We start from the raw sequence: 13716 nt of genomic DNA on the forward strand, positions 1-13716 counted from the left end.
TCGGCGTGAGAAGGGTGTTGGAAAGACGGCTACATTGTAGCGGCAGTCAGAGAGCGATGGCTTCGGCGCGCGAGCGGCTCACTCGCTCAGGCCAAATAAACATCATCACGCGTCATGCTCATGGGCTTTCTTCCAGCCCGCCGTCAGCCGGTTCGCCGTCAGCCGGTTCGGAGTCAGCGGACTCGGAGTCAGCGGACTCGGAGTCAGCGGACTCGGAGTCAGCGGACTCGGACTCGGGCGCGTGACCTTTCCCCATGCCCAGTCCTCGTCCCATACCGTCACCGCGTCCCATGCCCATCCCTCGGCCCATGCCCATCCCTTGGCCCATGCCGTCACCTCGTCCCATGCCGTCACCGTGGCCCATCCCTTCACCCGCATTTCCGCGACCTTGCGCTGTTTCAACCTCAGGAAACTGCTTCTGGATTGCTGCAAACAACTGGGCCGGAACCATCTCATTGGCCAGGGCAATTTGCCCAATCGTGCTCTCCGACCCGCTAACCACAATGCCGTCACTTCGCAATGCCTCCGTCACGCTTTCGACACTGAGCCCCAAGTTGTTCGCAAACCGAGCTAAGGTGAATTCTTCTGCGTGGGGTGCTGGACTTTCAGCAGCAGAATCGTCCCAGTAGTCCTTGATGCGTTCGTTCAAGGTCGAGGTTGCGGTCAACACCGGTGCGTGTTTGATCGTTCCCACGGTGACGATCGTCGTGATCAAAATGGCCAGGACCATTTCAACCTTTAAGTTAAAGCCTGCGGATCGCTTCTTGATGTAGCTGAACAGGACTTTCCAGTTGAAAAGCAAGTGCAGGCCGACAACGAAGAAGAACAGCAAGCAAACATTGGTGTGTAGCGAGCCCCATGTGTGCTTGTCCAGTCCGAGCATGGTCCATCCGGTCCAGTTCGCGGTGCGGCCCCGTGGCGTCAAGTAGAGGACGACGCCTGAGAGCGCAACGACGGTGAACAACATGGAAAGCAACAGCGATGTGAAGCCTTTGGTCTTGAATTTCATTTTAGGGTTTCCTTAAATAGAGATTGCTGTAATTGGATTCGCTCGTTGACGCGTCACCGACCTCGTCCCATCCTTCGCCCACGTCCTCGGCCTTGCCGAGCCACTGTGCCTGCTGCTGGCCCGCCGGGTTCCATCGCCGCTTCGGCAATGCGATCGTACTCTTCCTGTGACAGGTCCTCGGCCTGGTAGTATCCCCCGAGATTTTTGATCTGTTGATCGTAGATTCGCAAATGATTTCGCGAAGCACGCTGCAAGTTGCCGTAGACAGCTTTCAAATCGTCACGAGTGGTCTCTGCGATCGCGACGGAGAGATCGGCAATGTCCAACTCCTCGATCTTCGCTCCAACATCACGCTGAGCGTAGCTCGTGCCGTATTTATTTTAGCATCTCCTGATTCGATTCTTTGGGGGGTAACGAGCGTTGTCGCTTGGGCGACACCTGTACCTAAAGCGAATGGAGTGCCAGCGGATTCGAACTTGAAAAAATATCAAAATTGCGGGAGAAAATGAAAAAAAGCGAATCTGGGCAAAAGCCGGCTGTGCAAGGCCTTCACAGGCACGTCGAAATCGACTGTGCAATTACTTCACAGTCATTGCGTCCCGCCACCGAGTTCTACAGAACGAGTCCTCGAGATGTCTGAAAGCCTTTCGATCGGCAGTTGCCCCAACCATTGACGAAGAAACGGTGTTTTAACCGAATCGGCGGTGGCCACGCATCTCAAATGGCTCGCCGACTAAGTCTTTCCAGATCGCTCGCTGATCGGCGGTTAGCACGTCGAGGATTCGATCGACCGTTTGTTGCGTCATCTCCTGTACGAAGCGTGGCGGCCCGTCGCCACCGATTCCATTGGGGGGCGGTCCATCGGGTCGAAAGCCATCGGGGCGAGAGCCATCAAAGGCGAAACCAGGAAAGGCGTCTCGGCGCTGTCGTGGTCCATCCAACGGCCCCTCATGGGCCCGGTGGTCATCGGGGCCGGGACCACCACGCCCCGGTCGCCCCTCTTGAATGATCCGGCCAATCGTTTCTCGCTGCTCGCGACTGAGACCGAGCGCTGCCACGACCTCGGATGTCTTAAACGTCAGCGGCAACCGATCTTGACGCGAAATCTGTCTGAGTCGCTTGAGTTGGCCCGAGTCAAGCTGCGTGGTCATGAACGCATCGAACTCGCGAAGTCGTACCGCCATCGCCTCATTCGAGCTTTCGAGCAAACCTCCGCCTTGGTTCGCCACCTCCCGCATCGCGTCTTGGAGTTCACGGATTGCCGCTACGATTGGATCAATTCTCGCCGGATCCACTTTCAGCTCCTGTTGCACACGCGTATCCGACAGCAGCCACAGCGGTGAGATCTTATCGAGGACTTGCAGTTGTTCTACCATCCGTTCGACGCGTTCGCTGGTGGCCGCCAGCTCCTCGGTCGCCTCTCGATCCTGCTTGCGCTGCTGAACGAAATCACGATAGAACTCCAACGACGTTTCCAAGAAACTACGTCGCAAATCCTGCAGCTCGGGTCGGTACGCCAATTCACTTTCACTCAGACTGCTAAACGTGTCGACCGCCAAACGCGCTTGCTGGAAACTCGCCTCCGCTGCTTGACGTTGCTCGGTTTCGCGATCGAGTGCCAGACGCGTCCGCCGTTGTTCTCGCCATACCAGCAAGGTCGTTGCGAGCAGTCCGATCGAAGCCAGTAAAAGCAAGGCAGCCGCACCGTTGACCAAAAGACTGTTACGTCTTCGCCATTTGCTCATCCGCTCAAGTGTCGTCGGTGGACGAGCTAAGATCGGTTTGTCATCCAACCATCGCTGCAAATCATCCGCGAACCCCTGGGCGGTCGCATAACGCTCGCCAGGTAACTTGGAAATCGCTTTTCGGACAATCGTATCGAGTTCGATTGGCAACGACGGTTCAATCGATTTAGGGGTTGCCGGTTCATGTTCGACAACTTGGTTCAGCATTTGGTGGTAGCCGGCCCCGTCAATCGCGGGCTCCAAGGTCAGCAATTCATAGAGCGTCACACCAAGCGAATAGATGTCGGTTCGATGATCCATAATCGCTCGGTCACCCGATGCTTGCTCAGGGCTCATGTAGCGAAGTGTGCCGATCGCATCGCCGGTGTGCGTCAATTGAGATTCCGCCTGCTGCACCTGAGCCAGCCCGAAATCGGTCACCCAGATCTTGCCGGCCGCGTCAAGCAGCAGATTGCCGGGTTTGATATCGCGATGAATGACGCCATACCTATGAGCGTGTTCAATCGCCAGTGCGGCTTGATGCGTCATGCGGACAACGGACTCGTAGTACCTTCTGCGATTGTTCGCTCCGCTCAGAATGGTGGTCGAGGCCGCGATCGTTTCGTTGCCAGCGTTGCGGTGATTTTCAAATGCCGACGCGGTCCTCGGCTGGGAGAATGCAACGCCCACTGCATCCTCGGTTGCCGGCAACGGTGCGGCGTTTCCTTTTCCATTGGCTTGGCGCATGTTGTCGATCAGCCACGTCAGCGTATGGCCATCGATCAACTGCATCGCATAGTAATGGATCCCTCGATCGCTGCCGACCGCGTAAACGGGAACGATGTTCGTGTGGTGCAACTGTGCAGCCGCATGTGCCTCGTTGCGGAATCGTTGCAAACGGATTTCATCAAGCCCGCTGGCAAACGGCAACACCTTCAAAGCCACGCGTCGTCCGAGGGACAACTGAATCGCCTCGTAAACGACTCCCATTCCGCCCCGTCCGAGCTCGCCGACGATCTGGAAATCGCCGATGGGCTTGGCCGTGAATTCGAGATCCGGTGCACTGGCCATTCCAGCCGAACGTGGCTCCGCAACACGGTGGATCAAGGCAAGACCTTCGAGTGAGGGACGCAATTGCTCCGCGATGTCGGCATGTTGTTCGAGAAACGCATCCTGTGTGGGGGGGCTTCCCGAATCGAGCAGGGCCTGATACTGCTTCACGGCCGCAATTACCCTGGGGTCATCGTCAGCTTCGTCTTCGGTGATGTCGTTGATGCTCATGGCAGTTGTCTAAAGAGTCCACACGGTTCTTGCACGGGTATCAAGACGACCCGCTGACCGCACTAGTTCATGGTTCGTTTTAGTTTCGCGAGGCCTCGCACCCACAATTTCTCCACGCTATCAACGCTGCGGCCCATCAGGTTCGCGACTTCGGCAAACGGCAGTCCATCAACATGCCTGAGCACAATCACTTGGCGATAATCCTCGGGTAGCGACTCCAGGGCTTCGGCCAGCTGTAAAAACGCTTCATTACGTGCAAAGTGCTGACTCGGTGAAGTGATGTCGGCGGCCAAACCCGACTGCAAGAATCCCGATGCGCTCGCCAACCCCTGATCAACGGCCTGTTCCAATCGCGGATCCCGTTTTTGCGTTCCCAAGTACTTCCGCACCTGCATCGCCAACATGTTCGATAGGATACCACGCAGCCACGCGGCAAACTCTTCCGCCGTCTGACCACGAAAATCAGCGATGCCAGCATGTGCCGCCAAGCAGACTTCCTGGACGACGTCCGAAGGGTCTGCTTTGGCCTGCATATGATGATGCAATTGCGTGCGCGCCAAAAAGACGAGGTACTTGCGATACGTGGTCAGTAAAGACCCAAGTGCATCTGAATCGCCGTCACACGCATTGGCAATCAATCGTTGAATCGGCTGGTCGTTGTCGTGAAGTTCTTCCAACAATCCTCTCCTTTGGCAAGTGATCCAGCTTTTCCAACCATGGCTTCACGTTGATCGATTGGCCTCACTTGGTTTCCGCTTCAACACGCTGAGGCCAAGCCGGATCGAAATCAAGTCGTGGCCAGACGATTTCACCGGCTCGTTGGCGAGCTTGGTCGCCAGCATCGATACTGGAGCTGCCAAATTCGACCGAATTGAGATCGAGCCACAACGTGATTCTTCGCCGATCGTCCGCTGTAAACCGACCCTCGCTGAGGTATTGCTGATGGCGATCGTCAAACAAGGCTTGACCCAGCCTTGACGCTCGAGCTCCAAACTGCCCCGGCACGGTGCGATTCCCGCCATGCTCTGGCATCAGCGAATCGTCGCCACCACCGGCATGGTAGTAAAACGCATACGGTTCTAACTCTCGGTAGCCTGATGACTGCAAACCGACATCGCTTGCGACATGACATTCAATACACTTTTCTTCGAGTACCGGTTTGACGAGCCGGTAATAGTTGACCGGTTCGAGTCCACCAACTTCCGGCTTCATCTTCGACGGTGATCGTGTCATCGCCAGCGGGATGCTGTGGGCCGGTGGCGCCGTGGTGGTCCGCTCATGACAGCCGATACAACTCATCTGTTCGCCCGGATGCACGTAGGTGCCCGAACGCATCGATTGTACCGCAAGTCCGTTTTGATCCAAGGCCTGGAAATAGATCTCACACTCGATGGGAGCTTCAAAGTAGACGCTGCCATCCTCTTCAACAGGAACGGTACCCAGCGGCATCCGGTTGATGGTTCCGCTCATGTAGCTTTCCCCCACATGCTCGTAGGGTGACGACCATGGACGAGGAAACACTTGGACGATACGAAGTGACTTGATCAACGTGGCTTCGGGCCAGGGCATGTCGGCCTGATAGACGTTCATCACACTGATCGTCGCGGGCCGGTGATCCGCCAATCCCGCTCGTTCGCCCTGAAACGTTTCGATCGGGATCACCGGCGGCGTTTCTCTCGGCTTTCGCGGGATCGCAAACTGCACCGGTTTGCTACCACGATACAGCACATCACGATTGCCGAACCGGTCAAGGAGGACCAAGGATCCGGTTGGCAAATGGCTGACCAGATAGAAGTCCTCGCTTAGCGGCCACGGCCATGCGTAGGGCAGTTTGTCATTCAAGCGATCGGCGATCGACACCTCGGGACTTTCCGATGGCAAGTCGCTTCCGGTAATCCGTTTGACTTGCGCCATCGTGTGATCATCGGGTCGGCGAGGATCGATCAGCACCAATTCGCCTCTGGGGCTGGAGTGATGCACACCGGCCACGGCGATCAACCGGTCGGAGCCTGGGATCGGACGAATGCCATATTCTGCCCACGGTCGCGCTCGCCGTCTGTCACGAAAATGTCCTAATTGTTTATCAAAGTCTGGCGAATCGACGTCCATTGCATTGTGAGGGAACGGATAGTTGCCGTGCGGCGCTCGCGGGTCGCGTCCATCGGGCATGCAAAACCAAATGCCTTGACCTGCGTTAAAATCGCGGTCGATGTAATCCCATCGCGTGTAGACGATTCGACCATCGTTGGTGACCCGTGGAAACAATTCCGTGGTCTCGTGCCAACTCAGCGGGACCACATCGCTGCCGTCCGCTGCCATCGAAAACAAGGTTCCACAGGGTTGAAAGAAGCTTCGCAGGTTGTACCGGTATTGCGAATGGCCGGCTGGTTGGCATCGAACGCTGGTTTCTCGCCGCTCCGAAACGAAGGCGATCCGGCCGCTCGGAAGCCAACAAGGAAATGCATCGTTGTACCGCGTGTCGGTAAGTTGAGTGAGCGCCGAGGTCTCGAAGTCATAACAGAATAGGTTGAAGGTGTTGTCTGGTGTGTACTCGGACGGATTCAAGATCGAATCCTCACCAAGATCTTTAGGCGGTCGTTTCGCACACCATTCAAAAAGCAGTTTGCTGCCATCGAATGACAGGTCCATCGACAGGTGGCTGCCATCACGTAGCCTTTGACCACCCAGACGACCGCCAACCACCGACACCTCTTCAAGCAGGGGACGCAGCCGATAGCGCGATTGCTTGAAATCGGCGAGCACCAACAACTCACCCCTTTGGGCGAGCCGCCCCCGCATCTGTTCTTGGATCGCCCCACCGATGGGCTCCCCCGTCGAGAAAAAAATCTCATTGAAATCGAGCAGCGAGTTGGCCAGTGCGACCTTTCGCCGCACCGCTCGAGCCTTCAAATACAACCGCCTTCTCTGTTCGGCTTGCGCGTCCTGATCAGGGCACAACGACTCGGCGGCTCGCCGGATGACCCTCAAATCGGTTGCAGCATCTTCAAGGAGCTCGCCGTCCGCGCTCCAGCGAAGGTGGTCGATCAATGCCAGCGCGCGGCGCAGCTCGATATCAAGCGGATCGCGATCGCTCGGCCAAATCAGTGCGTGTTTGTCGAGAACCGATGGATCTTCACTCGAGCCGGCTTTGCTGAAATCCGAGTTGGCCTTGATGATCTCGAGAACCAATTCGTCAAAATCGGCGAGCCACGATTGCCGCACGTAGGGAGGGATGTCATCAGCACCCAACCCGCGCACCGTGAGAGTCCATACGAAAAGGGAGCTCAAAACCAAGCACAATAACTTCTGTTTTGGGCGTTTCATCACCAACGACTTCCACAAGACCGCAAAACAGTCGATTTTAATAGACCGACGGGCAACGGCGAGTCGTGGAACGAGCAGAATTGTGAAAAACCAAGCCCGCCAGCCCTACAATCTGCTCGGACCGTTGGAGTTCAGGCTTGAGAGACCATCCGATCCCTTTTTCCGGGCTCACGCCCCGGTGGTTCAGATCGCCAAGCCCAACGGGTTGGTTCCCCCCGGCGTTGCCAGTTTCATTGGAGTTGTCGTTGGTTTAGCATTCCCGCCCCATTCGCCCTATCGCGGCGATCGAATCGGCCCGGTCTACAAAGCGGTACAATTCAGGCTCGAAACTCTTGGTATCTTCAAAGTGTTTCATACTCATTCCCTCCGCACAAGCAAGAGAGCTTCGATGAAAAGCATGCCTCAAGTTCTGGCCCTCGTATTTTTGATTGCCTTGTCTCGACCCTGCAGCGGGGAAGAGGTCACCATTGATGCGGATGTGGTGTACGGGCACAAACTCGGATTGGCAATGACCTGTGACGTGTTCACGCCAACCGAAGATGCGACGGGGGCGGCGGTGCTATTCATGGTCAGTGGTGGTTGGTATTCCAGTTGGTCGCCGCCAGAGCAGACTCAGCACATGTTTCGGCCACTGACCGACAAAGGCTTCACGGTTTTTGCGGTGCGGCATGGCAGTAGTCCGAAGTTTTCTATCGCAGAAGCGGTGGCCGATGTGCGGCGTAGCGTTCGCTACATTCGCTTGAACGCGGGCCGATGGAAGATCGATCCGAACCGCATTGGGGTGTTTGGAATGAGTGCCGGCGGGCACCTGTCGCTGATGCTTGGAACGGCATCCGACGAAGGCAATGCGGAAGCAAAAGATCCTGTGGATCGCGTCAGTGATCGGGTGAATGCAGTTGTTGCCTACGTTGCACCCACGGACCTACGAATCATGTCCAAGGACGCACCGGATCGATTGGAAGCCTACGATCGTTTCCCCGCACTCGAGATCGACGCGAAGACGGCGGAAGCCGATTCACCGTTGGTGTTTGTGACCTCCGACGATCCACCAACCCTTCTACTGGCCGGAGCAAAAGATGAATTGGTCCCGATCAGCCACAGTCGAAACATCAAAGCGGCGTTTGAGAAGGCGAACGTGACAAGCGAGCTAATCGAATTTGAAAACGCGGGGCACGGATTTGGCGGTGAGGATGCACAAAAGGCAACCAATGCAATGGTCGACTGGTTCGTCACTCACTTAACCGACAACACAGCCGAAGCGAGCAAATGACTTTTTGTGGGAAATCCGATCGGAGTTCAATGGTAATCCTTGACGAGAGCCGTGAGGTGCTGGACACCCGCACGGAAGTCTCTTGGGTCCGAGTCGTCTGGGCTCGACTCTTGATTGGCTGGGTCGTGCTGATTTGCGCCGAAGTCTTCTCGGGTGCTTCGTTAAAAATGGGGCTCTGGCATCCGTGGACGTTAATCGTGACGTACTGGCTGTACTTTGCACACTTCTTTCTGTTTACCAACCTGGCCGTCTCCACCAGCCGGACTTCGCTGGCGTCACTCTATCTTTGGGGTGTCCTGTTTGGACTGTACGAATCTTGGATCACGAAAGTGGTTTGGTACCGATCGTCGCGATGAACTCAGGCGGTCCCCTGAACTTGGTCGCCAATCTGGTTGTGATGATCGTCGTGCTGTACCTCTTATCTCGGCTGGCACGACCTGCACTGGCGGGAACGGATTGCCGGCGGATTGTGGTGTTCGGTCGAGCGGGGTTTATCGGGCTATGCATCTATTTGACGTTACTCTACTCGGTAACCTATTTTGGATTGCGTCCCGAAGGGTTGCCCTCGGCCTTGGTCCAATTATTGACGTTCGTGTTCTATGCATTGGCCATCCTAGGTCTCTGGCGACACGCTGCTCGCCGGCCGTTAACGGACGACGCGGTTGAAGTGGATCCGCAGGAAATGCGATTGGTCAAAACCTATTTCGCTGTTTTGCTTTCGCTCGCATTCGCTGTGTCAATGATCGCTGGCGTGCCCGCCTTGTTGGTACCGATTCTGCTCAATTTTGCATTATGGACTCCGCTCGGTTTTGTATTGACCTGCATGGCTTGGTTTCGAAGTGGCAAAGCGTGCCCAAAAAATCAACTTGCCGCCGATCCGCAGCCGAGGTCTCTCTTGCGAAAAACAACACGCACGGCCGGATGTGGCTGCGTCGGTGTCGGCGTCCTCTTCGCAACATTGCTAGGATTCATTTACGTGTTGATTGGTCAATCGGTACCCAAGACGTATTCGACCATCGAGAATCCGATCGCAGCACCCGATCCAACGGCCAATCTCGGCGGTGAGCTCGACGGTTTCGATTCGCCCTACATCGGGCACACCGGTAGCTGGGATGGAAAGGGCGGCGGAATGTTTGGATCGTCTAAATTGGCGGACTTGGATGCGGAGGTGGCAATGGGGCTTCGCTGGACATTCATGTGTGCTTACTGGAGCGCTTTGGAACCGGACGGGCCAGTCGATTTAAGCGATGAAATTCCTCCTGCTTGGCGGGCACTTGACGCTTTCCTCATCGCCGCGCAAAAGCGACAACTGAATGTTCTGATGCAAGCTCCCGTCGTTGGCGGCAATGCGGGCGGCCCACCGGCTTGGGCCGGCCGACGAGAAGCGGGAAAGTCCGCACCTGAGAAAATGGACGCCTTGGCCGACTTTGCCGGTAAGCTAGCCGAACGCTATCGACCCGGCGGAACGCTCGCTCAGCAGCAACGGTGGGGGACGAGCTATGGCGTCCGAGCGTGGGAGTTGGACAATGAACCGGATGCCTATCGGACCCATTGGAAAGACCAAGCTGCGGACTATGCCGAGTTCGTGACGAAGGCGAGTTTGCGAATCAAAGCAGCCGATCCAGAAGCAGTAACTATGGCACCCGGTGCTGCAAGTGGCGGTCACCTCGTTCCGTGGCTTGAAGCTGCATTGGATGCAGAAGGGCTTCATGGCTCCCCTGCCTTCAAACAAAACGGCAAGCCCTACTCGATCGGTCCCTCCGTCGATGTCGTTAGCTTTCATAACTACGAAGGACTCGACACTTTCCTTTCGGGGCAGGACATGACGGTGGTCCGAGCGTTCCAAAAAGTGCGCGACGTGTTCGAGAATTGGGAAAGCCGTTCAGCAGGGTTTGAATACCCCCGCAAACAAGAGTATTGGCACACCGAAGGTAATTTTGATTTCGTTGGTGCGTTGTCGAAAGAACGGCGAGCGGCTTGGCGTTTTCAGTTCTTCACACGTGCCTTCGCTGCGGGAATTCGAAAAGTGGTGGTCATGGATGCCTCACCACTCGAACAAATTGCGGTCAAGAACTATATCGAGATGCTACCTCAACCCTTTCCGATGCTGCCGGCTACCGACCAAATCGCAATGATCCAAGGCAAGGCGGTGGCTTTTCAACATCTCGGCGGCGACGTTTCCAATGCAGGTCAAGTTTGGGTGGTCTGGGCCGAAGCCGATTCGGGGGACGCGGTCGTTGAGATTCCAGTTGTCGGTGATCATGTCGAAGTTGTTGGCGTAGACGGTCATCGAGAAACGAGGCAGGTGTTACAGGGCCGAGTTCGTCTACAACTCCGTGGCGATCCTAAAATGCCAGCTCCGATCCTGGTCATCAATCGAGCGAGTGGAGCTGGGGAATAGTCTAAAATACCAGGCAAAGTCGTTAGCCAAAACGGTTAATAGCCCATCCTTCCTGTAATGAAAGTGCCCACCATGCGCCGCTTTGCAATGGCTTCCTTGTTGATCCTGCTGCTTTCCGGATCTGCTGAGCCAGCGAATCTCATTGATGCGTTTGAATACCCGCAAACCAACGTCGCCCAAGACGTTTGGGATGTTCAGGGCGAACGTGGTAACACACCTGCATTGAGTATGGTTGAGGATGGCGGTCGGCTGGTGATGCAGATCGAAGCTCCGTTTGCCAGTGATCCAAATTTGTCACGGATCTACATCGATCGCCAAGTTGACTTGGATTTGGCCGCCGCTGGTGGCTTCTCACTTGAAGTGCTCAGCAGCAATCCTGAGGCAACCGGCAGTATGTCGTTGTACTTTCATAGTCGCGAGGGTTGGTACAGTGGGTCCGCGGACATTGCGAGCAAGGGTTGGGGGGCCGTGCCGTTTTCGAAAGCATCCTTTCGACTTGAAGATCAACCGATCGGTTGGAACAAAATCGATGCGATTCGGATCGCCTTTTGGCGGGGAAAGAATACTGACTTTTTTCTCCGGTTGCGAAAGCTGGAGGCGACGCAGCATAACGTGGCGCTCATCATTCCAGCGGTCGAACGACGTGAGGCGGGGTCGCTCAAGATGGCTACCGACGTAGCGGAAATGCTGGACGCCATTGGTTTGGGCAATGATGCAATCGAAGATTCAAGCCTTGCCAGCGGCGGACTTGGTGACCGCTCGATTGCGATCCTGCCGTACAATCCGAAGCTGACCAGCGAAGCCGTTGAGGCTCTTATCGAATTCGTTGCGAAAGGTGGCAAGGTGCTGGCATGTTATCAGTTGCCAGACAAATTGGCACAGTCGCTCGGCTTCGGTGAGTTGAAGTACCGAAGTCAACAGAACAAAGGCGATTTTGCCGAAATTCGTTTTCATGCAACCGATATCGCTTCTTTGCCGCCATCGGTTAGGCAAGCTTCATGGAACATTACGACCGCAAAGCCGGTCGGCTACAACGCCAAAGTTGTTGGCCAGTGGTATGACCGCGATGGGCAATCCGCAGACGCTGCTGCGATGTTGGTCAGTGATCGTGGTGCGTTCTTTTCGCATGTCCTTTTACGAGACGACTGGAATGCTAAGAAGCAAATGCTTGCGTCGATCATGGGTCATTTGTCACCCATGATGTGGAAGCAAATGGCCGAGGCTGCGCTCAAAGACCTTAACACCCTTGGACATCTGGACAGTCTGGAAGCATTGACAGAGTTCCTGAAAAAGAATGATCAACACGGTGTAGATTTAGCGACCCGATCAGGACTCGTGAAACTTCAAGAAGCCAAGCAGCAATTCACAAGCGGACACTATGAACAAGTCGTTGGGTTGGCCAAGGAGGTCCATCAAGATCTTGCTTTGGCTTACGTGAAAGCTCAACCAAGCCCGACAACGGAAGGTCGAGCGTTTTGGAATCATACAGGAACAGGAGCTTATGACGGTGACTGGAATCGAACCGCGAGTGAATTGTCTGCAGCTGGTTTCAATATGATTCTGCCTAACATGTTGTGGGGCGGTGTCGCCCACTACCCTAGCAAGCTACTGCCTCACAGCAGGACCTTCAACAAGTATGGTGACCAAATCGAACAGTGTGTCGCAGCGGCAAGGGAGCACAAGTTGGAAGTCCATGTTTGGAAAGTCAATTGGAATCTATCCACAGCCCCTCAAGACTTCGTCAAACAGATCCACGCTGAACACCGCAATCAGGTCACCGTCACCGGTGAGGCGGAGGATTGGTTGTGTCCATCGCATCCAGACAACTTCCAACTTGAATTGCAGAGCATGTTAGAAGTCGCTCGAGACTATCCGATTGACGGATTACACTTTGACTACATTCGGTATCCTGGACGCGACAAGTGTTACTGTGACGGTTGCCGAGAACGTTTTGAAGCAGCGTCAGGGAAACCCGTCGAAGAATGGCCAAGCGATTGTTATTCAGGACAACGCAGCGAAGAGTATCTGCAGTGGCGTTGTGACCAGATCACTCGCTTAGTCAAAGCGGTCCACGATCAAGCCAAAACGATTCGTCCAGGGATCCGTATTTCTGCAGCGGTGTTCGGAGCCTATCCGGAATGTCGAAGTTCCGTTGCACAGGATTGGCCCGAGTGGATCAAGGCTGGCTACTTGGATTTTGTTTGTCCGATGGATTATACGCAAAGCGACCTGTCGTTCATTGGATTGGTAAGCAACCAATTGAAACTCGTCAACGGGCGGATTCCGATTTACCCTGGAATTGGTCAATGGCGACTACCAAACGACCGAGTGGTCGGCCAGATTTATCATGCACGGGCTTTGGGAGCGGCTGGTTTTACAATCTTCGACTTGTCACACGGGTCCGCTGAAACGTTTGTCCCAACGGTTGGGTTAGGTGTTGGTCGTAACCCCGCCCTTCCACCCCATCGAAACAGGTAGACACAGCCCGTCGCAGCGGAGCAGGCCCAACCCGGATTATTCATCCGTCCAAACCTATTCCCCGTAACCCTTTGTATGTAATCAGCTTACATCGATTGAGTCGTAAACATTCGCGGAAGGTGTGGAGGCTGTGCGCAGCGTCAACGGCCAGCGGTTCACTTTTGGTCGAGATGGGGGCGGTGAGACTCGATCGAGCCAACTTGGCGCCGAGTTGACGGGATGATTTACG

At 55.4% G+C, this 13716-nt stretch carries 8 protein-coding genes and 1 pseudogene; 4 read left to right on the forward strand and 5 right to left on the reverse strand.

Annotation, left to right across the window (positions count from 1 at the left end; genetic code table 11):
• Window positions 1–118: 118 nt before the first annotated feature.
• The 5 genes and pseudogenes from Poly41_RS32565 to Poly41_RS32585 form a co-directional block, all read right to left on the reverse strand.
• Window positions 119–1009, reverse strand: a complete 891-nt coding sequence (locus Poly41_RS32565; RefSeq protein ID WP_146531557.1) for a DUF4405 domain-containing protein — start codon at window positions 1007–1009, stop codon at window positions 119–121.
• A 53-nt stretch (window positions 1010–1062) separates the two neighbouring features.
• A pseudogene (locus tag Poly41_RS32570) lies at window positions 1063–1347 on the reverse strand (DUF2202 domain-containing protein); the annotation flags it as partial.
• A gap of 351 nt (window positions 1348–1698) precedes the next feature.
• Window positions 1699–4014, reverse strand: a complete 2316-nt coding sequence (locus Poly41_RS32575) for a serine/threonine protein kinase (RefSeq protein WP_146531559.1) — start codon at window positions 4012–4014, stop codon at window positions 1699–1701.
• A gap of 62 nt (window positions 4015–4076) precedes the next feature.
• Entirely contained in the window at window positions 4077–4661 is a 585-nt protein-coding gene (locus Poly41_RS32580; protein ID WP_146531565.1) for a sigma-70 family RNA polymerase sigma factor, read from the reverse strand.
• 94 nt (window positions 4662–4755) lie between these two features.
• A complete protein-coding gene (locus Poly41_RS32585; protein WP_146531560.1) occupies window positions 4756–7338 on the reverse strand; it encodes an HzsA-related protein in 2583 nt (860 codons plus the stop codon).
• A gap of 388 nt (window positions 7339–7726) precedes the next feature.
• Here Poly41_RS32585 and Poly41_RS32590 point away from each other — a divergent pair, with 388 nt between their 5' ends.
• From Poly41_RS32590 to Poly41_RS32605, 4 genes are all read left to right on the forward strand, one after another.
• The gene (locus tag Poly41_RS32590; RefSeq protein WP_197231951.1) at window positions 7727–8608 is read left to right on the forward strand and encodes an alpha/beta hydrolase family protein; all 882 of its coding nucleotides are present in this window, start codon (window positions 7727–7729) and stop codon (window positions 8606–8608) included.
• A gap of 29 nt (window positions 8609–8637) precedes the next feature.
• Window positions 8638–8964 (forward strand): hypothetical protein, encoded by a 327-nt coding sequence (locus Poly41_RS32595; RefSeq protein WP_146531561.1) that lies wholly within the window; start codon window positions 8638–8640, stop codon window positions 8962–8964.
• Window positions 8925–11009, forward strand: coding sequence for a glycoside hydrolase 5 family protein (locus Poly41_RS32600; protein ID WP_146531562.1), 2085 nt, complete (start codon window positions 8925–8927; stop codon window positions 11007–11009). The genes Poly41_RS32595 and Poly41_RS32600 overlap by 40 nt, the downstream gene beginning before the upstream one ends.
• A 72-nt stretch (window positions 11010–11081) precedes the next feature.
• The gene (locus Poly41_RS32605; RefSeq protein ID WP_197231952.1) at window positions 11082–13487 is read left to right on the forward strand and encodes a glycoside hydrolase family 10 protein; all 2406 of its coding nucleotides are present in this window, start codon (window positions 11082–11084) and stop codon (window positions 13485–13487) included.
• The last annotated feature ends 229 nt before the right edge of the window (window positions 13488–13716 follow it).

It is taken from the genome of Novipirellula artificiosorum, from assembly GCF_007860135.1.
GTDB lineage: Bacteria > Planctomycetota > Planctomycetia > Pirellulales > Pirellulaceae > Novipirellula_A > Novipirellula_A artificiosorum.

Excerpts from the sequence above, each read along its gene's own strand:
- Poly41_RS32565 (WP_146531557.1), bottom strand. The coding sequence starts at position 1,009 with ATGAAATTCAAGACCAAAGGCTTCACATCGCTGTTGCTTTCCATGTTG.
- Poly41_RS32575 (WP_146531559.1), bottom strand. The coding sequence starts at position 4,014 with ATGAGCATCAACGACATCACCGAAGACGAAGCTGACGATGACCCCAGG.
- Poly41_RS32585 (WP_146531560.1), bottom strand. The coding sequence starts at position 7,338 with ATGAAACGCCCAAAACAGAAGTTATTGTGCTTGGTTTTGAGCTCCCTT.
- Poly41_RS32590 (WP_197231951.1), top strand. The coding sequence starts at position 7,727 with ATGAAAAGCATGCCTCAAGTTCTGGCCCTCGTATTTTTGATTGCCTTG.
- Poly41_RS32595 (WP_146531561.1), top strand. The coding sequence starts at position 8,638 with ATGGTAATCCTTGACGAGAGCCGTGAGGTGCTGGACACCCGCACGGAA.
- Poly41_RS32605 (WP_197231952.1), top strand. The coding sequence starts at position 11,082 with ATGCGCCGCTTTGCAATGGCTTCCTTGTTGATCCTGCTGCTTTCCGGA.